Annotated in this window: 31 protein-coding genes and 1 pseudogene; all 32 read left to right on the forward strand. The window is 35.7% G+C overall.

Annotation, left to right across the window (positions count from 1 at the left end; all coding sequences use genetic code 11):
• Positions 1-232: pseudogene (locus AB4Z30_RS14740) on the forward strand (hypothetical protein); the annotation flags it as partial.
• Between the two features lie 262 nt (positions 233-494).
• Positions 495-815: a hypothetical protein gene (locus AB4Z30_RS14745; RefSeq protein ID WP_441927599.1), complete on the forward strand. Its 321-nt coding sequence runs from the start codon at positions 495-497 to the stop codon at positions 813-815.
• 340 nt (positions 816-1155) lie between these two features.
• Positions 1156-1551 (forward strand): hypothetical protein, encoded by a 396-nt coding sequence (locus AB4Z30_RS14750; RefSeq protein WP_441927601.1) that lies wholly within the window; start codon positions 1156-1158, stop codon positions 1549-1551.
• 424 nt (positions 1552-1975) lie between these two features.
• Positions 1976-2221, forward strand: a complete 246-nt coding sequence (locus AB4Z30_RS14755) for a hypothetical protein (protein WP_441927603.1) — start codon at positions 1976-1978, stop codon at positions 2219-2221.
• Positions 2222-2379: 158 nt separating this feature from the next.
• Positions 2380-3132, forward strand: coding sequence for a GNAT family N-acetyltransferase (locus AB4Z30_RS14760; RefSeq protein ID WP_441927605.1), 753 nt, complete (start codon positions 2380-2382; stop codon positions 3130-3132).
• 178 nt (positions 3133-3310) lie between these two features.
• Entirely contained in the window at positions 3311-3979 is a 669-nt protein-coding gene (locus tag AB4Z30_RS14765) for a hypothetical protein (protein ID WP_441927607.1), read from the forward strand.
• A gap of 212 nt (positions 3980-4191) precedes the next feature.
• Complete coding sequence (locus AB4Z30_RS14770; RefSeq protein ID WP_441927609.1) at positions 4192-4719, forward strand: GNAT family N-acetyltransferase; 528 nt, start codon at positions 4192-4194, stop codon at positions 4717-4719.
• Between the two features lie 112 nt (positions 4720-4831).
• The gene (locus AB4Z30_RS14775; RefSeq protein WP_441927611.1) at positions 4832-5293 is read left to right on the forward strand and encodes an NUDIX domain-containing protein; all 462 of its coding nucleotides are present in this window, start codon (positions 4832-4834) and stop codon (positions 5291-5293) included.
• A gap of 20 nt (positions 5294-5313) precedes the next feature.
• Positions 5314-5487, forward strand: a complete 174-nt coding sequence (locus AB4Z30_RS14780) for a hypothetical protein (RefSeq protein WP_441927613.1) — start codon at positions 5314-5316, stop codon at positions 5485-5487.
• Positions 5488-5543: 56 nt separating this feature from the next.
• Positions 5544-6416: a phosphotransferase family protein gene (locus AB4Z30_RS14785; RefSeq protein WP_441927615.1), complete on the forward strand. Its 873-nt coding sequence runs from the start codon at positions 5544-5546 to the stop codon at positions 6414-6416.
• Positions 6417-6759: 343 nt separating this feature from the next.
• The gene (locus tag AB4Z30_RS14790) at positions 6760-7218 is read left to right on the forward strand and encodes a DUF2262 domain-containing protein (protein WP_441927617.1); all 459 of its coding nucleotides are present in this window, start codon (positions 6760-6762) and stop codon (positions 7216-7218) included.
• Positions 7219-7852: 634 nt separating this feature from the next.
• The gene (locus AB4Z30_RS14795) at positions 7853-8788 is read left to right on the forward strand and encodes an aminoglycoside phosphotransferase family protein (RefSeq protein WP_441927619.1); all 936 of its coding nucleotides are present in this window, start codon (positions 7853-7855) and stop codon (positions 8786-8788) included.
• Between the two features lie 721 nt (positions 8789-9509).
• Positions 9510-9842, forward strand: a complete 333-nt coding sequence (locus AB4Z30_RS14800; RefSeq protein WP_441927621.1) for a DUF6547 family protein — start codon at positions 9510-9512, stop codon at positions 9840-9842.
• 206 nt (positions 9843-10048) lie between these two features.
• Complete coding sequence (locus AB4Z30_RS14805) at positions 10049-10804, forward strand: methyltransferase domain-containing protein (RefSeq protein ID WP_441927623.1); 756 nt, start codon at positions 10049-10051, stop codon at positions 10802-10804.
• Positions 10791-10931: a hypothetical protein gene (locus tag AB4Z30_RS14810; protein ID WP_441927625.1), complete on the forward strand. Its 141-nt coding sequence runs from the start codon at positions 10791-10793 to the stop codon at positions 10929-10931. Before AB4Z30_RS14805 ends, AB4Z30_RS14810 begins: the two co-directional genes overlap by 14 nt.
• An 85-nt stretch (positions 10932-11016) precedes the next feature.
• Positions 11017-11808 (forward strand): GNAT family N-acetyltransferase, encoded by a 792-nt coding sequence (locus AB4Z30_RS14815; RefSeq protein ID WP_441927627.1) that lies wholly within the window; start codon positions 11017-11019, stop codon positions 11806-11808.
• Positions 11809-11988: 180 nt separating this feature from the next.
• Complete coding sequence (locus tag AB4Z30_RS14820) at positions 11989-12312, forward strand: hypothetical protein (RefSeq protein WP_441927629.1); 324 nt, start codon at positions 11989-11991, stop codon at positions 12310-12312.
• 357 nt (positions 12313-12669) lie between these two features.
• The gene (locus AB4Z30_RS14825) at positions 12670-13206 is read left to right on the forward strand and encodes an AAA family ATPase (RefSeq protein ID WP_441927631.1); all 537 of its coding nucleotides are present in this window, start codon (positions 12670-12672) and stop codon (positions 13204-13206) included.
• 198 nt (positions 13207-13404) lie between these two features.
• Positions 13405-14220 carry a histidinol-phosphatase HisJ gene (hisJ, locus tag AB4Z30_RS14830; RefSeq protein ID WP_441927633.1) on the forward strand — a complete coding sequence of 272 codons (816 nt, stop codon included), beginning with the start codon at positions 13405-13407 and terminating at the stop codon, positions 14218-14220.
• A gap of 184 nt (positions 14221-14404) precedes the next feature.
• Positions 14405-15094, forward strand: a complete 690-nt coding sequence (locus AB4Z30_RS14835) for an HAD family hydrolase (protein WP_441927635.1) — start codon at positions 14405-14407, stop codon at positions 15092-15094.
• Positions 15095-15134: 40 nt separating this feature from the next.
• Positions 15135-15713, forward strand: a complete 579-nt coding sequence (locus AB4Z30_RS14840; RefSeq protein ID WP_441927637.1) for a hypothetical protein — start codon at positions 15135-15137, stop codon at positions 15711-15713.
• Positions 15714-15858: 145 nt separating this feature from the next.
• The gene (locus tag AB4Z30_RS14845; protein ID WP_441927639.1) at positions 15859-16389 is read left to right on the forward strand and encodes an AAA family ATPase; all 531 of its coding nucleotides are present in this window, start codon (positions 15859-15861) and stop codon (positions 16387-16389) included.
• Between the two features lie 92 nt (positions 16390-16481).
• On the forward strand, positions 16482-16988 hold the full coding sequence (locus AB4Z30_RS14850; RefSeq protein ID WP_441927641.1) for a GNAT family N-acetyltransferase: 507 nt from the start codon (positions 16482-16484) through the stop codon (positions 16986-16988).
• A complete protein-coding gene (locus AB4Z30_RS14855) occupies positions 16985-17557 on the forward strand; it encodes a DinB family protein (protein WP_441927643.1) in 573 nt (190 codons plus the stop codon). Before AB4Z30_RS14850 ends, AB4Z30_RS14855 begins: the two co-directional genes overlap by 4 nt.
• A 152-nt stretch (positions 17558-17709) precedes the next feature.
• A complete protein-coding gene (locus AB4Z30_RS14860) occupies positions 17710-18072 on the forward strand; it encodes a hypothetical protein (protein WP_441927645.1) in 363 nt (120 codons plus the stop codon).
• Between the two features lie 53 nt (positions 18073-18125).
• Positions 18126-18677 carry a hypothetical protein gene (locus tag AB4Z30_RS14865; protein ID WP_441927647.1) on the forward strand — a complete coding sequence of 184 codons (552 nt, stop codon included), beginning with the start codon at positions 18126-18128 and terminating at the stop codon, positions 18675-18677.
• A gap of 111 nt (positions 18678-18788) precedes the next feature.
• Positions 18789-19598: a GNAT family N-acetyltransferase gene (locus AB4Z30_RS14870; protein ID WP_441927649.1), complete on the forward strand. Its 810-nt coding sequence runs from the start codon at positions 18789-18791 to the stop codon at positions 19596-19598.
• A 166-nt stretch (positions 19599-19764) separates the two neighbouring features.
• Positions 19765-20280 carry a DNA topology modulation protein FlaR gene (locus AB4Z30_RS14875; RefSeq protein ID WP_441927651.1) on the forward strand — a complete coding sequence of 172 codons (516 nt, stop codon included), beginning with the start codon at positions 19765-19767 and terminating at the stop codon, positions 20278-20280.
• Positions 20281-20621: 341 nt separating this feature from the next.
• A complete protein-coding gene (locus AB4Z30_RS14880; protein ID WP_441927653.1) occupies positions 20622-21257 on the forward strand; it encodes a serine hydrolase domain-containing protein in 636 nt (211 codons plus the stop codon).
• 118 nt (positions 21258-21375) lie between these two features.
• Positions 21376-21864: a hypothetical protein gene (locus tag AB4Z30_RS14885; RefSeq protein ID WP_441927655.1), complete on the forward strand. Its 489-nt coding sequence runs from the start codon at positions 21376-21378 to the stop codon at positions 21862-21864.
• 46 nt (positions 21865-21910) lie between these two features.
• A complete protein-coding gene (locus AB4Z30_RS14890) occupies positions 21911-22333 on the forward strand; it encodes a GNAT family N-acetyltransferase (RefSeq protein ID WP_441927657.1) in 423 nt (140 codons plus the stop codon).
• A 73-nt stretch (positions 22334-22406) separates the two neighbouring features.
• Positions 22407-23177, forward strand: a complete 771-nt coding sequence (locus AB4Z30_RS14895; protein ID WP_441927659.1) for a nucleotidyltransferase — start codon at positions 22407-22409, stop codon at positions 23175-23177.
• Positions 23178-23225: the final 48 nt, after the last annotated feature.

Genomic DNA, 23225 nt, shown 5'->3' on the forward strand with positions numbered 1-23225 from the left:
AATTTGGTTAACAGAGCAATCCCCTTTCAAAGATCAGACTATCGAAAGTTCAAATAAGTTTATCTTTTCATGGGCTCAAATTTTTGAATTTTCTAGGGGATTAATACAAGAATTTGAGCACCTTAAAAGCATAATGAATGCCAATGAATCAGAATTTAAGTTTGAAATTGAAAAATACCATCGCATAATTACTGAAATCAGAGAAAGACAGACAAACGATAATGATTCTTAAGCAAATCGAAGAAGTCACAATACATCGCTTAACATAATATTCACGCTGCGGACTTTCGTCCTGGGTCCGACATACGTCGGACACCCGGCATAGGGCGGGTCGTGAATACAGGAACGTTATGCGACATTCTTGAAAGAAATTAAAAAAATTCGAACTAAAGAACACAATTTACTTTCGGCGGTTTATGTGCAACTCCCATCATACCCGCATGAAAATTATTGAATAAATAGTAAGCTGTAATGAAAAAGGAAGGGATAGTCTAATGAAGAAGATAGTTCTCTCTTTACTATTACTACTAATTCTTTGTTCATGTAGTAATCAGTTTAATAAAGAAACATGGTTTAAAGAGGCAGAGAAAAGAAATAGTATGGTGTACAGTTTGATAAATAGTTACGAGCTTAAAGGAATGACGGAAACCGAGATTATTGATTTACTTGGTGAACCAGAACAAAAACTTGATGAGCCTTCTCGTCAGTATGTTTATTATCTAGGAAGAGCAGGCGTAGGGGTAGATGATAGTCTGTTACGACTTAGTTTTGATAAGAACGGTGAACTTGAAAGTCATGAGGTATCGCATGATTAGATAACTGAATCGAGCACTTGGGAGTATTTCGAAGAAGCAATAACGCCGCATAACAACGTATTCAAGTTGCGGACCGTTCGGTCCTTGGTCTGTAAGAGGCAATTCGAAGAAGTGGATCAGCAGACAATCCTGTAAGGCTAAGTCTTCGATCCAGTCGCTGATGCTCCTTTAAGCCTCTCGGACTCGTGAATACAGGAACGTTAGATGAAATCGGCGAATACCAATAAAATGAAACTAAAAGTTGAGGTGGCATGATATTAATTTCACTTCCGAAAACACGCTAGAACATATCTCATTGCATGATTGTGTTATCGATTCAATTTTCTATGACAATCATAGTTTGTCTGTATTCTTTGAACACATAGATGTCTTATCTACTCATCCAAGAAACAGTTCTGGAAAGGCAATGTACACAGGGAAAGCTATTCTTAAGTTCGTTGACTTTGAAGTCTTAGAATCAATTTTATATGATACTTCCGAAATTAAGAGCAAGAAGAGGATTGTTGTTGAAGATGATGCTCAGAAGAAAGTATTAGATGTATCAGAATTGTTGATTGATTTTGAAGTGCTGAAGAATGAAGAATTGCAATTAGAGGGCAATATTTATGTTCATAGATTTGATGGATTAACTTCTCTTAAGTACAATGCGGATTTTGGATATTGGATTATTAAGTATAGGACACTGATAATAGAATGGGATGATTTAATAGATATGGCATGGTTTGAAGCTAGATAAAAAGAGACATTTTGAGTATTTCAAGGAAGCCGCGGACATCTTATAACATCATATCCACGCTTCGGGTCTGTCGGCCCTCAGTCCGCGAGAAGCGAACATCAGGGGAGTGGATTCAGCGGACACATCCGCACCGACTAACCGCATTGCGGCCGCTTCCGTTGGTCGCTTAAGTCGGTGGGACGTCATGAATACAGGAACGTTATCTGAAACCTCCATTTTCGATTAAACAGATAATGAATTTAATCTGATAGAATATAAAGTCGTTTAGAATCAAATACAAAGTTGAATAATGTTCAAGGTTCGTTCGAAATGAATGGGGACGAAACAGTAGATTTATTCAAGAAGTGTATACAGATATTTAAAAGCTTCTTAATTTTAGGCAGTGAAAAAATAGAATTCAAATTTCAGTAAAGAAGGTGAAAAGATGACTAAATATTGGAACTATCGAATTCTCAAAAAGGATTGGAAAAATGGTTTGATTTCTTATGAGATATGTGAAGTTTATTATGAAAATAACGAGCCGGATTCCTGGATATGGGGCAAAAATGTAATGAGTGGTGATAACAGAGAACATCTAGAAGAGCGGCTGGTTTCTATTAAGAAGGCGTTTGAAAAACCGATTCTTGAGATTATAGGAAATGATGATAAGCTAATTGAAGTAAAAGAATGAAAAGATCATTAAAGAAATAACTGGCGGACACCCAACATTTGTTGGGTCGTGAATACGGGAACGTTATCAGAAATGATCGCAAAAACATATTTAAGTAGAGTTAAGAATAATCGAACTACATTTAGACATTGAATAAGTAGGATGGGGGAGATTATTAAATGGATCAACGCCTAGATATAATTAAAAATAATATTGACCAACATGGTAGCTACTGTATGAGAAGTATGCAAAATCATTCCGGATACATAAAAAAGGTCAAATGGACGGAAGAGAACTTTGATCGAGGACTGCAATACATACAAATCAAGGGTGGGAAAAAGACGTTGGGCTTTATCGAGTACACCCCGGGGCAATACTCTTGGAGAGCGATTCATGCTGATGAGTATATGGTTATTCATTGCCTATGGGTTGGAACTCCGGGGATGGGATTGGGTTCTAAGCTAATTCAGTTATGTTTAGAAGAAGCCAGACAACGGGAAATGAAGGGCGTCGCTGTATTGACGAATGCTGACACCGGTTGGGCGCCTAGCAAAGATATATTTATCAGAAATGGTTTTTCATTTGTCGAAAGTGGACCGTATTCATTCGAACTATATGTATATCCATTTGAAGACACAATACTACCTTATTTGCCTACAAATTGGAATGAACGTTTGGAAAGATTTGTTGAAGGACTGACTATATGTAGAACGGATCAATGCCCCTATTTGGAGGTGGCTACAGAAAATATTATTAAAGCAGCCAATTCGGCCAATATTCATCCTAATATTATTCATTTTCAAGATCGGGCACAGATGATGGAGTTATCTCCTACTCCTTACGGAGTATTTAATGTTGTGTATAACGGGGAATTAATTGCATATCATAGAATGACAGAGAAATCTTTTTTAAAAGCTCTTCTAAGAAAATAAGGTAATCAATAAAAGTTTTTTTTTGCAACTATCCCAGGAGGCAATCACTTCAGATAACATAATATTCACGCTGTGGACATTCGTCCTTGATTCGGCAGTCGTCTGACACTCAGCGTACGCTGAGTGAATACGGGAACGTTATAGGAATTTCCAACAAGTTCAAAAAAGGAGTTATTCAATGAAAATTATAAGTTCAATAATTATATGTGTTACTTTACTTTTCATTGTTGGTTGTTCTGATCTCCAAGAAGAAAATCCCTCAATTACTGCTACAAATCCTTCGGTAGTACCCCCAACGACAAATGCAAATTCAGAATCAGATTCTACAGAAAAGGCTGTATTAACTGATCCGCAAGTTTCAACTCCTGAATTAGGATATATTAAAGAAGATAAATATTATTCAATAAAATATGAACAATCCCTTGTTCAACTGAGAGATGATGAAAAGACTGTAGTGCATATATTAGGAGAGCCTGACGAAGCTTCTCAAGTTAAGCAGCTCGGTGATAGAGCAGATACCTTCAGTGGTATGTTTTCTAAGGATCTCTATTATAGTGGATTAACATTAAAGTTTCTGGGAATGGAAAAAAGCAGTCTATGGCTTTCAGAAATTATATTAGATAAGAATGAATATGAAACCTCTGAAGGGATAAAAGTTGGGGATCATTTAGAAAAGTTGAAGAATGCATATTCAAATATTAAATATGAAAACCTGAAGACGATTGAGAACAAACCAAATTTAAAGATATATGAATACTTTCAAGGTGATCTAGGATTCTTCGCAGAATTTATTATTGATGAGAGTGATGTTATAGAAGAGATTCATATGTATTTTCTTTTTGATTAATTGAGTAACAAGTAACTCAGGAAAACCGAAACATCCTATAACAAAATATTCACGCTTCGGGCCATTCGGCCCTCGGTTCGGCAGAAGTTGAAGTCGATTCGGCCGAACAAATCCAACTCCCTAACCACATCGCGGCCTCCCTTCGGGCTTAAGGGAGTTGGACGTCGTGAATACAGGAACGTTAACTGAAATAAACAGAAAGAGGAATGACAATGGAAAACCAAATAACAACAAGGCATCTTTCAAATCATGAAGAAGCATCTTTATTAGATTCTGAATTTTCGAAAAGATATCCATGGTATACCTCGAATGACTATTTCTATAAGTGCTTGGAAGAAAATATAGCAGGCAAGAGAGTGACTTTAATGGCCTACTATGCAGATACATTGGCTGGATGTTGCCATTTAATATTTACTTCGGATTATCCGTATTTTAAAACAGGTAATATCCCAGAAATAAATGACTTGAATGTTTTTCCAGAGTTCAGGAGGAAGGGAATCGCAAGTACAATGTTTGATAAACTTGAAAGAATAGCATCAAAGAGATCCAGATTAATTGGCTTAGGAGTAGGACTCTATAAAGATTATGGTAATGCTCAAATTATGTACAACAAACGCGGGTATTATATGGATGGTCGAGGAATTGTCTATAAGAACATTGAAGCAAAACCCGGAGAGCAAGTGATGGTAGACGATGATCTACTGATGTACTTAATTAAAGCATTGGATAATGAACTGTAAATGTAATTCAAAGAGATGTCGAAATCAGTTAACATGATATTCAACTTCGAGCATACACCATCGATCCAGCAGAGGGATTTTGAGGAAGTATAGAAGCAGGGAGGACATAATAATGATTAGAACAGTTTCACTTTGTGTTATCCGAAGAGGGGAAGAACTACTGTTAGAAGAGTTTTTTGATGAGGCTGTAGGCGTAACTTATTATCGACCTATTGGTGGAACAGTTGAATATGGAGAAAGTAGCAATATTACCGTAATTCGTGAAGTCAAAGAAGAAATCGATGCAGATATTTCAGAACCTATCTTGATTGGTGTAATTGAGAATATATTCAACTATCAAGATCAAATTGGACACGAAAATGATTTTATTTATGAGGCTGAACTTATAAATAGATCACTTTACGATTTGAGAGAAATAGATGGATTAGAAGGAAGCGAATCCTATAAAGCAGTATGGAAAACACTAAATTTTTTTAAGGGAAATTTGACAGTAAAACTGGTGCCAGATGGTTTACTAGAGTTGCTCCAAGACGGAACAGATGGAAGAAATATTAAACATTTAAGTACACGATAGTTTGAGGGGATTCGAAGAAGATGAGATCATCGTATAACACAGTATTTACGCTGCCGGCTAACGCCCTTGGTCCGGCCGAAGTTATGAGCAGGGAAGTGAAATCAGCCGGACAACCCTGCGAGTCTAAGTCTGCCGACCCGTTGCGCTACGCCCCACTTAAGGCTCTCGGGTTCGTGAATACAAGAACGTTATAGGAAATCAGCCGAAATTCAAGAAAGTAAAACATTTATTATCGAAGGAGCTTGTATTTATGATCTCTACCTACGTTCGACGCATTCAAGAAGTTTACCCAGATTTACATATTCAAGATGTTAAACAAAATGAGATCGGTCAGAATAATGACGTATTTATTATTAATCAATCTCTCGTCTTTAGGTTTCCTAAGTATAAGCAAGGATTAGAAAAATTAAAGAGAGAAACAGAGTTATTAGAAACTATTAGAAAGACTATAACAATGCAGATCCCCCATCCAGCCTATAAATCATTTGATGAGCTGGAGGTGGGTAAGACTTTCATGGGCTATAAGCTGATTGAAGGCGCTCCTTTTTGGAAGGAAGAATTAATAACTATCAAAAGCCAAAGCCTTAAAGATGCAATTGCCTCACAACTTGTTACTTTTCTTATTGAACTCCATTCTATGGACATACCGAAAGCGGTAGCTTCTCAGAAACAACATGAAAGTGTACATAGAATTATAGAAGATCTGTTTATTAGAATAAAAGAGAAACTCTTTCCATTTATGCGATTAGATGCACAAGAAAAAGTAGTAGATAACTTTAATATATTTTTAAATAATACCCATAATCAGAATTTAAAGAAAACCTTTATTCATGGAGACTTTGGAGCAGGCAATATCATATGGAATCGAAAAGATAAAAGAATTGCAGGAGTTATTGACTTCGGAGGCTCAGGACTTGGGGACCTAGCATATGATTTAGCTGGAATTCTTTCCAGCTATGGAGAAGAGTTTTTTGAAACATGCACTAATCTATACCCAAACGGAAGACAAATTTCAGAAAGAGTCCATTTTTATAGAAGCACCTTTGCTTTACAGGAAGCTCTACATGGAATAGATCATAATGACTCGGAAGCTTTTGAAGATGGAATTAAAGAATTTAGATAGAATTACTTAATTAATTTTTCGTGTTGATGAATAAATTAGCAAAAGTGATTAATATTTAGTGTTTCAAAGAAGAGCCGAAATTCTATAACATTGTAATCACACATCGCAGACTTACCGTAGCTTGGTCAGCCCGAGGCATTTCGAGGAAGTTGATTCACTGGGACAACCCTACGAGGCTAATCGGCGTAGCCACCCGGCGACTTTGTCGCCTTAAGGCTCTCGGGTTCGTGAATACAGGAATGTTATGCGAAAGATCAGCGAGATCGAAATATATTTAAAGGGCTTGTCAAACACTTTAACCATAATTGTAAAAATTATAAAACTATTTGAAAGGTATCTCATTATGGACAAAATAGTTAAGAGCGATGTATTTGGAGTTTTTAAATTTAACAGTGATTATATGGCGTATGAACACAATGGGAGAAAGATAAAATGGATACTTAAACTAGAGAAAGAACGGGATGATGTTAATAAGTTGATACGTAAGGCAGAAAAAATATTCAAGGATTTAGGGAAGTTCGATAAAATTGCAAAAAGAAGTATAGCTGTAAAGTTAATCGACTTTAAAAATGATTTTTGGCCAGAGTATGATGAAAATGATGAAGAACTAGATTGGGATGCTGTAGATACAGGGGAATATGAGGTAACTATAGAGAAATTCGAAGGATTAATAAGTTTATATTTTATTGAGGTTCGATCTAATTTTATTTACTGCGAATATTATGACGGGGATTTGTTTGGGGGACATAGAATTCATGCCTCTTTTGACTACAGTTATAACCTAATTAATGCTGAATTATAGATAGTTTGTTCGAAGAAGGCTGATTCATCACATAACAGAGTATTCACGCTGCGGACATACGCCCTTGGTCCGGCGTAAGCAAGACACTCGACATGCGTCGAGTCGTGAATACAGGAACGTTATACGAAAGGGAGAAGTTTATAGAAAGAAAAAGTGCGAAAAGTCATTATCATAACAATTTTCACATTATCTATGAGGAGGAAACTATTATGTGGGGTATGGTGTCAACGGTGTTTAGTATCATAAGTTTAATAGCATCAATAATAGCATTGTATTTTCTTAATGGAAAAATCAAAGTAGACAGTGTTCAGACAATAAGAAAAGTGAAGTTTTATATATATATTTTGATTGCAGTCAACGGGATTAGTTTACTTTTTAGACTAATTTAAGTTAATAAAAACCTAGGGTTTGAAAGTAACTCAAGGCCCGTGCGTATAACAGCATTAGCGCATCGTTGCGAGCTCCACGGTCACGGATAAGAAGTTGCATAGATGTGGATTCACGTGCCAACCCTGCAAGGCTAAGTCTGCGATCCGTTTCGCATTCGCTTGACTTAAGCCTTTCTTGTTCGTGAATACGGGAACGTTATATGCAATCACAGCAAAGTTTTTTTAGTGCTATTGAAGGAGGATATATGAATACAGAACTTAGAAATACAATTAAGGGTACAATTGATCGCTTCGCATCACCTAATGCTAAAATATTGAGTATTAATAATCACGATCTTGCTTATGGCACCTCAGCCGTAGAGCTTAAAAAACATGAAATATTACTTAGAGATGATACTCACGACTGGACTATTAATCTTATTTCAAAGAAAGCTTCGCTCATTGAAAGGTGTACATTAAATTATTTATATGATCAATCTGTAAATGTTCCATTTAGTTTCACATTAAATATGACAAGTAATAATCGAGAATATCTTTGCATGCAGGATGTAGATTATGAAACGGATTACAATAATTTAGATATCGAACTGCTTCAAAGAGATGAACAATCTACTCTAGCAAATATACATGCGGTCAACTTCAAAAAATATAATAAATTTAAATGGCTTCCCATTCTTGATTCAGGATATATTGAATCAGTACTTAACGAGAAATGGAGACCGAGTTGGAATAAGGCAAAATTAGACTTAGATTTTATAAGTGATTTTGGTGACCTTATTTCTGAAATTGATAAGGTTGCAGAGCATATAGTTAGAGACATTGATGAAGTTATCAGGGATGAAGGATCTCATACCCTTGTACATAACGATCTACACCCGGGAAATACATTAGTTCACAAAAACCGAGAGGTATATTTTATTGATTGGGAAGAAGCGCATTATGGTTCCTTGTACTTTGATGTAGCACTTAGATATAGAGAGTTTTCTCAAGCGGAAAATTATAGAATTTTAATTAATTCGAGAGGGTTAATAAATCTATCAGAGGATAAATTTAAGTTGAATTATACAATTACTTCTAGATACTTGGGATTGCGATATATGTCATGGTTTTTATCCACTTGGAAAGAAGATAAGAGATGGCTGGACGAATTAAATAAGTATATAAACATGACTTTATCCTAGATAGAGACGAATCCACTTCAGTGAAGGCAGTGACAGCATTTAACATAATTTCACGCTGCGGACATACGTTCTTTATCCGTCAATCGCCGGACACCCAGCGTACACTGGGTCGTGAATACAGGAACGATATATAATAGAAATGATAAACTGAAAATAGAATATAGGAATAATACTAAAAAAGTAGATGAGAACACTTGTACGGATATGTAAACACAGGTAAAATATAGATACAATTGAATCTTGGGTGGGTATGGTTTTTCTTCGAAACGAGGTAAAATCATGGAAGTGAAAGATGCGATGACTCTAACAGTTATTTTGGAGCATCATGTCTTGCAATTTAACGTATATCAATAACAACAGGACAAAGTAAAAACCCACCCCGAGGTTGACAGCCGAAGGTGGGTTTTTGTCCTAACTCGACTTAAGAAGGTATTTATCCAAGCCAATTGAATTGACCAAGTGTTCGCAGCACCTAGTCTTTATTAACAATATGATAACACATCGAAAAAGATGAATCAAAATAAAAAAAGCTACGAAAAGAGCAGATTAGTAAGCAATCTCGAAGAAGTATTTTCATCAAATAACATCATATTTACGCTGTAGCTTCTTCAAAGCCTTGGTCTGCGAGGTGGATTTTGAAGAGGGATTTCAGCAGACAACCCCTTCGGGGTTCGTGAATACGACAATGTTATATGAAATTATAAAAAGTGCGGAGGAGCATATGAAAGAAGGAAAACATTCAAATAGTCTTCAGAACTATAAAGATTTTATTGATGGATTAGTCAAAATTCGGCCTGGAGTATTATCAAGATGGGTATTGACTACTGGGTGGCCAAAGACAGAAGAAAATATAAAAGTTAATGAATTCATTGGTTCGCTATCTGAAGAACAAAAACAATTACTTGCACAAATCATTCAACAATCACGAGATGGTGGTATACATGACGTTTTGGTGTACTTAAATGATGAAATAAACCTGAATGGAATGAAATTGATAAAAAATGATATTGAAATAGCAAAGGAACCTTTTGATTCAGAGATGTATTTCGACTGAGTATGCAGAAGAGAAGGAGATCCTTGGCCGGATTCGGAGAAGTAGTAAAGCTTCGTATAACATAATATTCTAGCTGCTTCTCGTTCAGAGCCTTGGTCTGCGAGGTGAATTACGAAGAAGCATTTCAGCGGACACTCCCTTCGGGGTTCATGAATACAGGAACGTTATCCGAAAGAATCGTAAATCGTAAGAAATGAGGCGGATAAATGAAAATTATAGAAGAAAAGTTCAATAGATATGGTGAACAAGATTACGACAAAGAATATATCAAATGGGGTTTTGAAGATCTTGAGATCCAGATCGTTATGGCTGAAAAACTGCAAAGGCTATTTCCCGAGAATTCAACCAAAATTCTGGACATTGCATGTGGAATATCTAGGTATCATCAAGTATGGTTGAAATCAGATTATGAGGTTACAGGTATAGACATCTCAAGTACTTTCATTGAATATTCAAAGGATTACAATAGAGCTTTTGAAAAGGCGAGTTATTTTGTTTGTGATTTTAATGAATTAAGTTTTGACAACGGATATGATGTCGCGATTTGGACTGATCCTGTTGGATTAACAGGGGTATCTACGAATCGAGTGTTCAACTCTTTAAAGCCAAATGGTATCTTTATCTATGAGATGTGGAATGAAAACTATTTTAAATACCATACTGATGAACGACATAATGACTGCCGTACTTGGACATATCGGGATGGAGTTTATCGCTTGGTACGCCACGAATATAATAGAGCGACATGTGTTTCAGAACACGAGGAGATAATATTTGATATACCCAATGATACGATGATTCATAAGACAGGATTGGGTGCGAAGAATGTAAACAGCTATTGTCATGTCCAAATTATGGAGGCTGCAGGTTTTAAGAATGTGCGGTTCGTGGATTATGAAGGGCAACCATTTAATTCGGAAAACCAGCAGATTAAGCAGTATTTTATGATTGGTGAGAAGTAACGAAGAGATTGGATGGAACAATAAGGAAACCCAGCAAGCTGTCCTTGGTCCGCAGAGGGTTTTTATGGAAACGGATTCAGCAGATAACCGAGTAAGTGGCGGAGCTACCCGGTCCAGACGGATCTAAAGCTTCTAGGGTTCAGGAATACAGGAATGTTAGGCGAAACCACTAAGGAGTTATTGTATGCGAATCAAGGAAGGGGATAAATTGAATGATATTGAATTTGGAACTGGCAGATAGTCTAGAAAAATCTGAAATTAATTATATGGTTGATCGAATGACAGCAATCAGAGAACGAGAAGGAAACCCTGAGGGCATTGAAATTAAACAATTCGGGAAGAGCACAGCGTTTTATAGTAAAACTATGCCATGGGGGCTCTTTAATAATGTAAAGGGAAGGATTTCTGAAGATGTCATTGAAGATATCTTAAACTTTTATAATGAGCGGGAAAGGAATTTTGAGATTCAAATCATCCCCAGTAATCTAAATCAAAAAGTTATGAAAAAACTCCATAATAAAGGCTTTTATCAATCTGGATTTCATACAACACTTTTTTGTGAACCAGGAAATCTAAATTCGTTGGATCATCATAAACTGGAAATTCGTGAATTACTCGAAGATGAGTTTGATACATATGCAGAGATTCATTGTTTAGGTACAGGCTTATCTCTTGATGGGAAAGAACATGTAGCTGCAAATAACCGAGTACTATTTTCCCGTCCTGGCTGGCACTATTATTTGGGGTTGGATCAAGGCTGTCCAGTTGCAGTAGCTGTAATGTATATAGAGGACAAGGTTGCTTCATTAACATTTGCGACAACACTTCCGGAATATCGAAATAAAGGATTTCAAACCAATTTATTACTTAGACGAATTCATGATACCTACAACAATTGTGATCTTGTTGTTAGTCAGTGCTCATATGGCTCACAAAGCCATCGGAATATGGAAAGAGTGGGTATGAGAATTGGATATACCCGTGCAACATGGACAAGGAATTAATTGTGAAGGGAATTTAGGCTGGCATCGATTAACATAGTATTCAATCTGTGGCTCCTTTCGGAGCCTCGGTCTGCGAACGGGTTTCGAGGAGAGATTTCGGCAGACACCCCTTTGGGGTTCATGAATACAAAAGCGTTATGAGCAACCAACAAAAGAAATGAAATAAACAAGGTGATTATCATGTCAATTGCAGCAATAATCATAAAGCCCGAAGATAAACAATTTTATGTACCAGTGTCTACAGAAGCATTTTTCGAAAGATGTTGGATTCCTGGAATAAAAGAGCTGGAATTAGAGATCACTTCCTATTTTTATTCTCCGGGTATTGATGTGGATGAGAATCAATTTCCTGAACTAACTAATGAATTAATTTTATTAAAGGAATGGGCAAAGAGAAATCTAACTGAAAATGAATCTAGTCATTTAGTTAGTAGAGTCGACAAACTATTAGAAGAGATGACTGTGGCATTTAAAGAGAAAGAAGTAATTATATATATCGGATAATTGTTGAATACAAATATTGATTTTTCGCATCGATGAATCAGAACAAATTATAAATTTTCTAGTACATCTGAAGCTAAGAAAAATACAGAGTTTTTCTTTGGGACTGAACTTGCAAGAAAAATAGATGAGAACCAATGGTCAACAGTTCCAAAATGTGCAGGGATCTGGTGGAAGCATCTGTGACTGGATCAAAGATAAAATACGCTATCAGCTAACATAATATTCATGCTGCTTGCTTTTGCCCATGGTCCAGTGTTTGCCAGATACCCAGCGGACGCTGGATCGTGAATACAGAAACGTTATGTGTAATCAGTCAAGACGGAATTTAAACTTAAAGTAGATGGAGGGAGTGATCACATGATTATTATGATTAATGGGTCATTTGGATCCGGCAAGACCTCGACTTCTCAAAAGCTGAAGCCTCTAATACCTAATAGTATGATCTATGATCCTGAAGAAATTGGGTATATGTTAAACAAAATTATAACAGAAGACATCTACTTGGAAGAAGAACGAACGGATGACTTTCAGGATATAGGACTATGGAGAATACTTGTTGTAAAGACAGCTCAAGAATTAATGAATAGGTACAAGAAACATCTGATTGTTCCAATGACAATATATAAGTGTGAAAATTTCGATTACATATTAAATGGGTTTAGAAGTTTTGATCGAGATACTTTTCATTTTTGCCTTTTAGCATCAGAAGAGACGATTAAAAAACGAGTTGAAAATCGCGGAGACAAATTTGATGATTGGTATCGGAAGCACACAAACGCAGGTGTAATCGCATTTAAAGATATTAAATTTCAAGAACATATTGATACAGATAATAAAGAAATAGAAGAAGTTGTAAGAATAATTTTAGGTAAGATTTCAAAAATCAATTTGTAAGTAGTTAAACGAAGTGACTGACTCCACATAACATAATATTCAAGAGGACTCCTATGATTCTCGGTCTGCGGAATGGATTTCGAGGAGAGATTTCAGCAGACAACCCAGTCGGGGGACATGAATGCGAGAAAGTTAAATGAAATTCTTGCTCAAGTTTTTAAGCAATACAACCATCAATACAAGAATGGGGGAGTTTTCATGGAGTTGAAATGGGATGGACATACCCATACTCAATATTGCTATCATGGAAGCAGTAAGAAACAAGAATTATACATTGATAGAGCTATACAATTGGGATTTCAAAGATATACACTGAGCGAACATTCACCATTACCCACTGGGTGGATTGATGATATTTCTTTATTCAAGAGACTGGCTATGCCAATTGACGAGTTGCCTAAATATATTGATTTTGCTCGCAAGATGAAGAAATTTTATGAAAACAAAATTGAGGTTACCATTGGTCTGGAGATGGACTTTTTACCAAAGCAATTAGCTTTTACAGAGAATATGTTAGAGGATTTTAATGATGACCTAGAGGATATTGTATACTCTGTACACTATTTGCAAGGTCATGGTGGTATGCGATGTATAGATAATTCAGTAGATGATTTTCGTGAGTATATACTGGGGTTTTATGGGGATATGGAGGGCGTTGTAAATGCATATTACGATCAAGTAGAAGCGGCAATTACATGGGTTGCGAAATTGTCTATGCGTAAAAGAATAGGACATATAAACTTAATTGAGAAATTTTCACGTGTATTACCTGAAATTGATGAGAAGCAGATGAGGAACCGGCTTGAGGCAATTATTCCTCTTTTGATAAAAGCGAATGTTGGAATTGATGTTAATACCGCAGGGTTAAGGGTAACTACTTGCGGTAAACCTTACGTGCCAGAATGGTTTTTGTCAGAATGCAAAAGCCAAGGAGTTGCATGTATTTATGGTTCTGACGCACACAAACCTGAACATGTAGGCACAGGCTGGGATTGGTTTGCAAATCATAAATAATTAGAAAAGATAGTTTCGCTCGTATTTCATAGAACGCAAGAAGATCACCTAACATAATATTCACGCTGCGAACATTCATCTTGGGTCCGGCCTGTGCCGAACAGACTTGGCATTCGCCAAGCGTCGTGAATACCGAAACGTTATATGAAAATCACTGAACCCAATTGAAAGGCGGCGATACCATATGATTCGATCAGTTATTTTTGATCTTGATGGGACATTGTTGGATCGTAACTCTTCTCTGTATCAATTCGTTGTCGATCAATATGAACGGGAGATTAAGGGAGTAAGGAATATAGAAAAGGAAAGGTATGTAAGCCGATTTATTGAACTGGATAATCGCGGATATGTATGGAAGGACAGAGTCTATCAGGAATTAATAAAGGAATTTGATCTGCCACTCGAATGGAATGACTTATTAAATGATTATAAGCGTGGATTTTGTAAGCATGCTATATCATTTCCAAACACATTTGAAACGCTCGAAAAGCTCAAAGCACAAGGCCTCAAACTTGGGATGATTACCAATGGATTTGGTGACTTTCAATCAAGTAATATTCACGCGTTAGGGATACAGAAGTACTTTGATGTGATACTAATCTCTGAGATAGAAGGGCTTAGAAAACCCGACCCAGCTATATTTCTTAGAGCAGCTGATTTGATGAGTGTTCAACCTGAGGAATGTGTTTACGTTGGAGATCATCCCACTAATGATATTGCTGCTAGTAAAAATGTTGGTATGAAGGGAATCTGGAAGGAAGACACATTTTATAAAGATCAATTTGAATATGATGGTCTTGTAAGGGATTTACAAGATATCGAAAAGATAATTGAACAATGGAATCTTGCAAGTAATTCAGTGAATCAGCGTTAGAGCATAAAGACAAAAATTCTTTAGTAAGCGGGTGAAGACTTTGAACGTCGATTTTATTATTCTCCACGGTTCGCCTGGGAATGGAAAGACAACATTGTGCCAAAGGTTACATGAACACTTTAGGACTCCATATTTTGAATTTGGTTGGATTCCAGAATTTCGTTCTCTAGCACCTTCAGTTCAAATTACTCAAAAAGAAGAAGAACAATTAGCGTTTGAGAATTTGATGTTGGTCGTAAAAAACTATAATCGTCATGGGTTTAAAAATATTATTATTACCGATCTTAATGATATTAGAATGTTGGATATTCCTAAAGAATTTGAAGGGTATAACTATACTATTTTGACACTTTGTAGTGATCAAGATGAAGTGATTAAATATAGAATTCTAAATAGAGATAACGGGAACAGTTACACGGATTGGGAAACTTCTATAAAAATGAACTCCCTCATTAGAGGAAGGAACAAACTCCCGAATGAATATCGAATAATAAATTCAAGTAGTGATGTAGAAACTACATTTCAAGAAATATTGAAAGTGTTGGAAAACCATGCTCCATCAAAAACTAATAAAATTAATGTGAGAGAAGATGATTTTTGTAGCTATATTGACAATTGAAAGAATTTGAATCAACCAGACACTTTCGCACCGACTAATGAACAATCGTAATAGACATCTGGCGGTGATTTAAGTCGGTGGGACGTCTGAATACAACAATGTTATCCGAAAGACTCGCAGATACTATAATGAAGGAGGGGGACGTATGTTCTTTTTACAGATGTCAGGATTCCCTGGGTCAGGTAAGTCAACACTAGCAAGAGAGATTAGCCAAACAACAGGAGCTGTCATAGTTGATCATGACATTTCCAAAACTGCAATTATGAAATCGTTATCATCACAAGGGTATGAGATGGAAGGTAAAATAATGGGACAATTATCTTACGATGTAGATTGGTCATTAGTGGATTATTATTTATCGAATGGACACAGTGTGATTATGGACAGCCCTTGTTTGTATAGTAATTTATTAGAAACCGGAGTTGAATTAGCGAGAAAACACAAAAAGAAATATAAGTATGTGGAATGTTATATAGAAGATATAGAATTAATTCGAAATCGATTAAAAAATCGAGAAAGACTCTTGAGTCAAATTGAAGCACCATCGTCTGAGGAGGCATTTTATAGAACCATAAAAAACAGTAAAAAACCAGAAGAGGAGAAGTATATAGTGGTGGATTCGTCAAAACCGATCGAAGAGTATTTGCCAAAAGTGTTAGAATATATAAACGAATGAAAACAAAGTACAGATAATAATAGCCTTCGGGTTCGTTAATGCAAAAAAGTGATTTGAAATATGACTACACGCTGCAAAAGGAGAAAACGTTGATGATTACAATACATAAAGTTGAATACGAGCAAAAATCTATTTTACGGAATCTTCTTGAATTATATAAATATGATTTTAGTGAGTTTGATCCTGATGATGTAAACCCAAATGGACTTTATGAGTATAAGTACTTAGATCATTATTGGACAGAAGACGGAAGATATCCATTTTTCATCAAAGTAGATGATAAATTGGCTGGTTTTGCTCTTGTAAGAGATATTGGGGCAAATGAATCTAATCAAACTGTATACTGGATGGCAGAGTTTTTTGTTATGAAGAAATATAGAAGAATGAAAGTCGGCCAGTTTGTTGCCTATGAATTATTTGATAACTTCAATGGTCATTGGAAAGTTGCCCAAATGGAAGCAAATACGCCAGCTCAGGCATTTTGGAGAAAGACAATTGAAAGATATACGAATGGAAACTACTTGGAAGTAAGAGATGATACTTGGGAAGGGCCGATTCAAACATTTTCGTCAGCAACTCGAAAGAGGGAGAAAGCATGAATATAAACCAAACAATTCTTTTTATAGACAAAGAACTGACTCAAACTTTGGCTGACTATCAAGGCTGGTTTGACTTAAATGCTGAAGCACTTACTTTTAGGCCTGAGATAGGATGGAGTATTGAACAAATATTAGAGCATGTCACGTTAACCAATCACTTTTTATTGATCTTAATTCGAAAAGGAAAACGAAAAGCGATTGAATTATCTAAAAAGAAAGATTTGGAATCATTATTAGAATCTTATCAAATCAATCTAAAAGAACTCGACGCCATAGCTGAACATAATTCATTTCCTTGGATTAGACCAGAACATATGGAGCCTAAGGGAGATCAAGAACTAAGACAAATAAAATCTTTGCTCGATAATCAAATTCAAGAATGTAAAGAAATTTTGCAAGAGATGAAAAACGGAGAAGGGATACTTTATCAAACAACAATGACGGTAAACAATTTAGGTAAGATTGATGTGTATCAATATATATATTTTTTGTGTCAGCATGCAAAACGGCACCTTGTACAAATACAAAAAGTAATGGATGAGTATAAATATTTCATTAAAGCCGATTAGCATCAGATAGAATAAAATTCATGCTGTATGCTGTAGGCATGAGTCTGGGGTCTGGCAACGCTGGACACCCGACATGTGTCGGATCGTAGATCCTTGCAGACCCTAACCACATAGGGACCGTTCACTTTGGGAAGATCCTAAGATTAGAAAGGATGCGAGTCATTATAACAGATTTCAATGATAATAAATTAACTGCTTTTTTCCAACAACTCGAAAGTATTAAACAGACTTATAGTGAGTTATCTTCTTCTTGCTTACATAAAAACTCAAAGATGCCGTGGACTGAATTTAAAAAACAATACGAAAGCATAGGGGAAGTAATTAATTCGGAAAAATTCAATGATATTCAAGCAGAACTAATAGAAGAAGTGATGTGCTCAATATTAGAAATGCTTGATGGTTATAGTAATTTAGGTTTTGAGCTGGATGTGATAGACAAACAAACAGGGGAATCTATAAAAAATGGAATACAACTACATGATAGATATAGAGATTTTATAAATAAGAGTAAGTAGTGGAAGAAAACCAATTAATCTTTTAATTATTTTTGTACATTGGAGGGGGATTGATGGAAAGACAGAGGGATATAAAAGGGATGTTTTTATTTATTTTCGTGAGTATTATAACGCTTGTGCTTGGAGTGAATAATGTTTTTTTATACAAGCAGATCGATGAATTAAAGAAAGATGCAGTACAAAATTTGACTACTGAATACGATGAAATCTATCGTTTATCTAAAATAATAGACGAATACTATATTAAAAATGATTTCCGAGAAGCTAATATGTATCGATTATTAGTCAATCGAACAACTCACAATTTTTCAACTCTTCTATCCAAAGACTTAAAAAATCTTCTGACACTTGCTTATGATCCGTTGTTTGCTGATTTATCACTCGAACAAGATGCTTTAAATAAAAGAGAAGCTTCACAATTAATTACCGAGATGAATAACGCCGTTATGCTTATTACTAAAAACATAGTTGATATGAAAGATAATGAAAAAGAAAAACTGTTAGATCAATCTTCACCAGAGTTTATAAAGGTAAATACTCAAATCAAAAATATGTATGCTAAATATATAAAGCGAGTAGATGATTATTTTAAAAATAACAAATAAACTAGGGTGCGTCTGAAAACACTGAAAGAATCAAATTTGCTGAATTTTTGTTCCAAGCCAGGAAGTTTACCGCAAGCGTGCCGGAGTACGCTAATGAAAGAGGAAAATTTGATGATTGAATTAAAACTTAATGACTATTATCTTGTTGAATCATTTTTTACAGAAAAGAAGCAATATATTCCTGCCTTGTCTGTAATTCATGGGAACTATCCAGGCAGGGTATTTGTTAATCAAGTTCATAAACCTAATATAGCAATTGTATGGGCGACGGGTAGATGGATCTATCTGGAGGGCAATACGAAAAGTGATAAAGATCAAGTAGAGTTGAACAGTTTTATTAGTGATGTGGTAGTACCGGATTGTAAACAATTAAATACCAGTTGGTTTGAAATTTATACTGCCGATGTTGAATGTTGGGATATTCTTTTTCTAGGAGAGCTTCATTTGCTTAAAGTAGATAAGCATTATGAGTCAGTGTATACCTTAAATTTAGAAAAATACATTGAAAATAACAATGTTACTAGTTCATCATTGGATGATATAAAGATCAACTTATGCGAGCATGAAATACTACCAAGAAAGTTCAGTGATTTATCATATGTTGATCAGAAGTTCAAAACAAAAACGTGTCCTGCAGTAGAGATTAGAAATGCAAATGAATTGATTACAATCTGTAGAAATAATGGATTTGTTTTTCTTAATGAATATTTTATTGACGTTGATACATTTGCAGAAGAGCAGAGAGGTAGAGGGTACGCAAGTTTAGCTGCAATTCGATTAATTGATCATTTATTAAAGAATAGAATGATTCCATTGTGGGAGACAACTCACCAGAATGTACCTTCACATAATCTGGCATTAAAATTGGGATTCGAAGTGAAAGATAGCTACCCGGTGTATGCATTTAGGTTAGAAGGTTAACAGAAGCGTTAGATCTAGAAATAGCTCGAAGGCGGGAACGTCCTATCAAAACGTATTCAAGCTGAGCTGCGGCCGTTTCCTCTGCGCACTTAAGCAATGATGGTTCGTGAATTGTCGCCCTGAAGCAAGTAAGATACATTGAATACAATAAGTAAAGGAGAAAATTATGACGGAATTGCCAAGAAGAATCCACATCATTGGCTCTACTGGAAGTGGTAAAACATACCTGGCTAAAAGGTTATCTAAGCAATTGGACATTCCTTACTATGAACTAGACAAGGTAATGTGGAGTAGTTCAGTAGAAATGGCAGGAAAGAATTCTCCTGAAATTCGTGACAAACTATTAAATGAAATAATAGTCAAAGAATCTTGGATTGTTGAAGGCGTGTATTACAAGTGGCTCGCTGATAGTTTCAATTTAGCGGACAAAATCATATTTTTAACACCAAATACATTTGTAAGAGACTTAAGAATAATGAATAGATTTATTAAACAAAGAATAGGCATTGAAAAATCTAATTATAGACAAACACTAAAAGGGTTAGTCGAAATGATTAAATGGAATCATGGTTTTGAAGCAGAGAGAAAGAAGGAAATCTTAGAAATATTAAAACCGTATGATTACAAATTAGCAATAATAAAAAATAATAATGAATTAATCAACGATAGTAATTCACAGTGACCTCACATAATATCATATTCAAGCAGTGGCTCGTATAGGCTTTTGGTCTGCTGGATGGATTTCTAAGATGCATCTCGGCTGACAACCACTCTGGAGTTCATGAATACACAAACGTTAAATAAAATAATATGCAGATAAGGATGATAGAATGAATTCGAAGACGCTTGATGAATTTGCACGAGCAATAAAAAAAACAAAAATCAAAAGCTGCCTAATCATGAGAGATGATTGCTTAGTGTTTGAATACTACAAAAATCGTAAAATAGAAAACAATCCTCAAAAAATCAAATGTACTTGATGATCCTAGAAAACGAGACATCACTATTGAGGATTTACTTACGATGTCGGCAGGGTTTGAATGGCCCGAATTCGGTGAATGGAATTATTCCACTCCAATGCTGTTTAGTTCTGACATGATCCAATATGTGTTTGAACGAAATCTTGAACATAACAGAGGAGAAAAAATGAATTACAATTCTGGTTGTTCGCATGTGTTAACAGCGATCTTGCAGAAGACTACAGGCATGAAAGCTATAGAATTCGCACACCTTCATCTGTTTAAACCTCTTGGCATTACAAATGTACATTGGTACGAAGACAGTAATGGGATTAACCGGGGGGGAGACGGCTTGACGATGACCACGGTTGATATGTTAAAGATTGGTACGTTATGCTTGCAACAAGGGAAATGGAAAAACACTCGTATTGTTTCATCAGACTGGTTGGAAAAATCTATGCAACCTTATTATTTAACTTATGAATCTATTGGTCAGTATGCTTACCATTGGTGGGTAAGACACCTTAATATGAACAATACAGAAGTAAGTGGGACAGAAATGATATTTGCTTTGGGCTTTGGTGGTCAATATATATGTATAATACCTAGTTTGAGTATGACTACTGCAATAACTAGTGACATGTATAAGGATTCTTTGAAACCAATACGAATACTTGAGGAATGCCTTATCAATCTATAGCAGGGTGGACAGCCCTGACAACCTAACTACATCTCTGCCGGGGCATACGTCCTCTAAGCATTCGGATTCGTGAATACCAAGTGTTATCTGATATCTTGGCATGAGGTGAATATATCTAATGATAAAATTAAATGTAAAAATAATGATCTTGATCTTATTTTTAATTTTGCCTGCCTGTTCGCCCAATAATGAAAAAGATCCTTCTAACTCAATCTTTCAGGTTGGAATAGATGAAATTGAAGATGTTAAGGTTAACGAAGTTTTTCAAATCGTAGGGTATTTGAAAAACTCATCAAGTAGGTCAGTGGAGATATCTCATGGATCAGGCATGTTCAGTTATGAGATTTATGATGAAGATGGCGAGAGAATCCTTCCAAACGGAAATGTTCTATTAGAACACGCTATTGGCTATCAGGTGGAGATTCGTTCTGGTGAAGAATATAGAAATAATGGACAAGAACAAAGAAGTAAGGAATATTATGAATTCGTTATCCACGAGCCGGGCAATTACAAAGTTAAAATGCATGTTGAATTTATGATGAATAATGAAGGCAAGCAAAAGAAAATAAGCTTATCGAGTGAATCCAAAGAATTTAAAGTGCAGTAGAGGATTGCAGGGAATCTCAACATAAATTTTAGCGTAGGTGATATTAATGGAAGTGAACATACTCAAAAAACAAATTAGTGTAGAAGATTATATGAATCTGAGGGAAATCGTGGGTTGGGGTAATCCTGAAAATATAGAGGCCATTGAACTGGGATTAAAGAACACATTATATTCCATTTGTATAGAGGTTGAAGAGCAGACCATAGGATATGGAAGAATCGTAGGCGACGGTGGTTTTACTTTTTACGTACAAGACATTATCGTGCTACCTTCCTATCAGAGGCTAGGTTTAGGTAATACAATAATGACGGAACTGATGGAGTATATCACAAGTACTTATCCGCCAGGAAGTTCAGTGGGACTCATGTCAGCAAAAGGCAAAGAGGACTTCTATAAGAGGTTTGGATTCGTGGAGAGACCGAATGAAAGTTATGGTGCAGGAATGATTCAATACTTAATGAAACCATAGTAAAGGCATTTTGAGTAAGAGAAATTCACCGGACACATAGTTGAAAGAAGTTCTTAGTTTAGGAGGAGTCTTTATGATATTAGAAAAAGTTATAAATCAAATTAACATACAGAGCGAATATAAGGATTTGGTTGATAAGTATGTAGAGCATATCCTGAACGAATTCAAAGATAAGATTCATAGCATTTACATGTGTGGCTCAATTCCCAAAGGAATGGCTCAACCTTATAAGTCAGATGCAGACTTTACGATTGTATGTGCCAATCCCAAAGATATTGATTACGAAAAATTGTCGAATATCAAGGATAAGCTTTTGGAAGAATACCCATTTGTCACGAAGATGGATACGATCATTTGCTCGATGGATGATGTATTAAGTAGACCGAATGATTGGGGTTTTTGGGTTAAGATCATTTGTGTTTGCATACATGGGGAGGACATTGGTGAAAAAGTACCCCCGATCATTATCTCTCCAGAATTCATCTTAGACTTAAATACAGATACCAAGGAGGAAGTGGAGCGTGTACATCGTTCACTTTCTAATGCTAGTGATGACGCGATGAAAACTAGATATACCAAAGGTTACTCGAAGAGATTACTTCGTGCATTATATTCATTGATTATAGTAGATACAGGGGTATGGGAAGACGACATGGCTAAGATGAAAAATGCTATATTGAACTATTGCGAGATTGACTCCGCTTTAGTTGATTATTTATATGCTTGTTACTTGGATAGTAGCCATGTACTTGTTGAAGAGTTTCTGAGAAATGCAGATGAAGTATACAGCTATTTTGAGAACGCCTTAAATGAAATGGATGCTTCCAGAAAGTCCTCCGGCTAAAATGCGTGAATAAGATATGAAATGGCAAAAGAAACGTGTTCTATAAGA

Origin of the sequence: Paenibacillus sp. 2TAF8, from assembly GCF_052114825.1 — a bacterium.
Lineage (GTDB): Bacteria > Bacillota > Bacilli > Paenibacillales > Paenibacillaceae > Paenibacillus.

Coding starts and splice junctions, on each gene's coding strand:
- AB4Z30_RS14800 (WP_441927621.1), top strand. CDS start 9,510: ATGAAAGAAGGAAAACATTCAAATAGTCTTCAGAACTATAAAGATTTT.
- AB4Z30_RS14795 (WP_441927619.1), top strand. CDS start 7,853: ATGAATACAGAACTTAGAAATACAATTAAGGGTACAATTGATCGCTTC.
- AB4Z30_RS14815 (WP_441927627.1), top strand. CDS start 11,017: ATGATATTGAATTTGGAACTGGCAGATAGTCTAGAAAAATCTGAAATT.
- AB4Z30_RS14885 (WP_441927655.1), top strand. CDS start 21,376: ATGATAAAATTAAATGTAAAAATAATGATCTTGATCTTATTTTTAATT.
- AB4Z30_RS14855 (WP_441927643.1), top strand. CDS start 16,985: ATGAATATAAACCAAACAATTCTTTTTATAGACAAAGAACTGACTCAA.
- AB4Z30_RS14790 (WP_441927617.1), top strand. CDS start 6,760: ATGGACAAAATAGTTAAGAGCGATGTATTTGGAGTTTTTAAATTTAAC.
- AB4Z30_RS14890 (WP_441927657.1), top strand. CDS start 21,911: ATGGAAGTGAACATACTCAAAAAACAAATTAGTGTAGAAGATTATATG.
- AB4Z30_RS14880 (WP_441927653.1), top strand. CDS start 20,622: ATGTCGGCAGGGTTTGAATGGCCCGAATTCGGTGAATGGAATTATTCC.
- AB4Z30_RS14895 (WP_441927659.1), top strand. CDS start 22,407: ATGATATTAGAAAAAGTTATAAATCAAATTAACATACAGAGCGAATAT.
- AB4Z30_RS14770 (WP_441927609.1), top strand. CDS start 4,192: ATGGAAAACCAAATAACAACAAGGCATCTTTCAAATCATGAAGAAGCA.
- AB4Z30_RS14755 (WP_441927603.1), top strand. CDS start 1,976: ATGACTAAATATTGGAACTATCGAATTCTCAAAAAGGATTGGAAAAAT.
- AB4Z30_RS14780 (WP_441927613.1), top strand. CDS start 5,314: ATGAGATCATCGTATAACACAGTATTTACGCTGCCGGCTAACGCCCTT.
- AB4Z30_RS14775 (WP_441927611.1), top strand. CDS start 4,832: ATGATTAGAACAGTTTCACTTTGTGTTATCCGAAGAGGGGAAGAACTA.
- AB4Z30_RS14860 (WP_441927645.1), top strand. CDS start 17,710: ATGCGAGTCATTATAACAGATTTCAATGATAATAAATTAACTGCTTTT.
- hisJ (WP_441927633.1), top strand. CDS start 13,405: ATGGAGTTGAAATGGGATGGACATACCCATACTCAATATTGCTATCAT.
- AB4Z30_RS14805 (WP_441927623.1), top strand. CDS start 10,049: ATGAAAATTATAGAAGAAAAGTTCAATAGATATGGTGAACAAGATTAC.
- AB4Z30_RS14785 (WP_441927615.1), top strand. CDS start 5,544: ATGATCTCTACCTACGTTCGACGCATTCAAGAAGTTTACCCAGATTTA.
- AB4Z30_RS14745 (WP_441927599.1), top strand. CDS start 495: ATGAAGAAGATAGTTCTCTCTTTACTATTACTACTAATTCTTTGTTCA.
- AB4Z30_RS14850 (WP_441927641.1), top strand. CDS start 16,482: ATGATTACAATACATAAAGTTGAATACGAGCAAAAATCTATTTTACGG.
- AB4Z30_RS14835 (WP_441927635.1), top strand. CDS start 14,405: ATGATTCGATCAGTTATTTTTGATCTTGATGGGACATTGTTGGATCGT.
- AB4Z30_RS14875 (WP_441927651.1), top strand. CDS start 19,765: ATGACGGAATTGCCAAGAAGAATCCACATCATTGGCTCTACTGGAAGT.
- AB4Z30_RS14760 (WP_441927605.1), top strand. CDS start 2,380: ATGGATCAACGCCTAGATATAATTAAAAATAATATTGACCAACATGGT.
- AB4Z30_RS14865 (WP_441927647.1), top strand. CDS start 18,126: ATGGAAAGACAGAGGGATATAAAAGGGATGTTTTTATTTATTTTCGTG.
- AB4Z30_RS14820 (WP_441927629.1), top strand. CDS start 11,989: ATGTCAATTGCAGCAATAATCATAAAGCCCGAAGATAAACAATTTTAT.
- AB4Z30_RS14845 (WP_441927639.1), top strand. CDS start 15,859: ATGTTCTTTTTACAGATGTCAGGATTCCCTGGGTCAGGTAAGTCAACA.
- AB4Z30_RS14870 (WP_441927649.1), top strand. CDS start 18,789: ATGATTGAATTAAAACTTAATGACTATTATCTTGTTGAATCATTTTTT.
- AB4Z30_RS14765 (WP_441927607.1), top strand. CDS start 3,311: ATGAAAATTATAAGTTCAATAATTATATGTGTTACTTTACTTTTCATT.
- AB4Z30_RS14825 (WP_441927631.1), top strand. CDS start 12,670: ATGATTATTATGATTAATGGGTCATTTGGATCCGGCAAGACCTCGACT.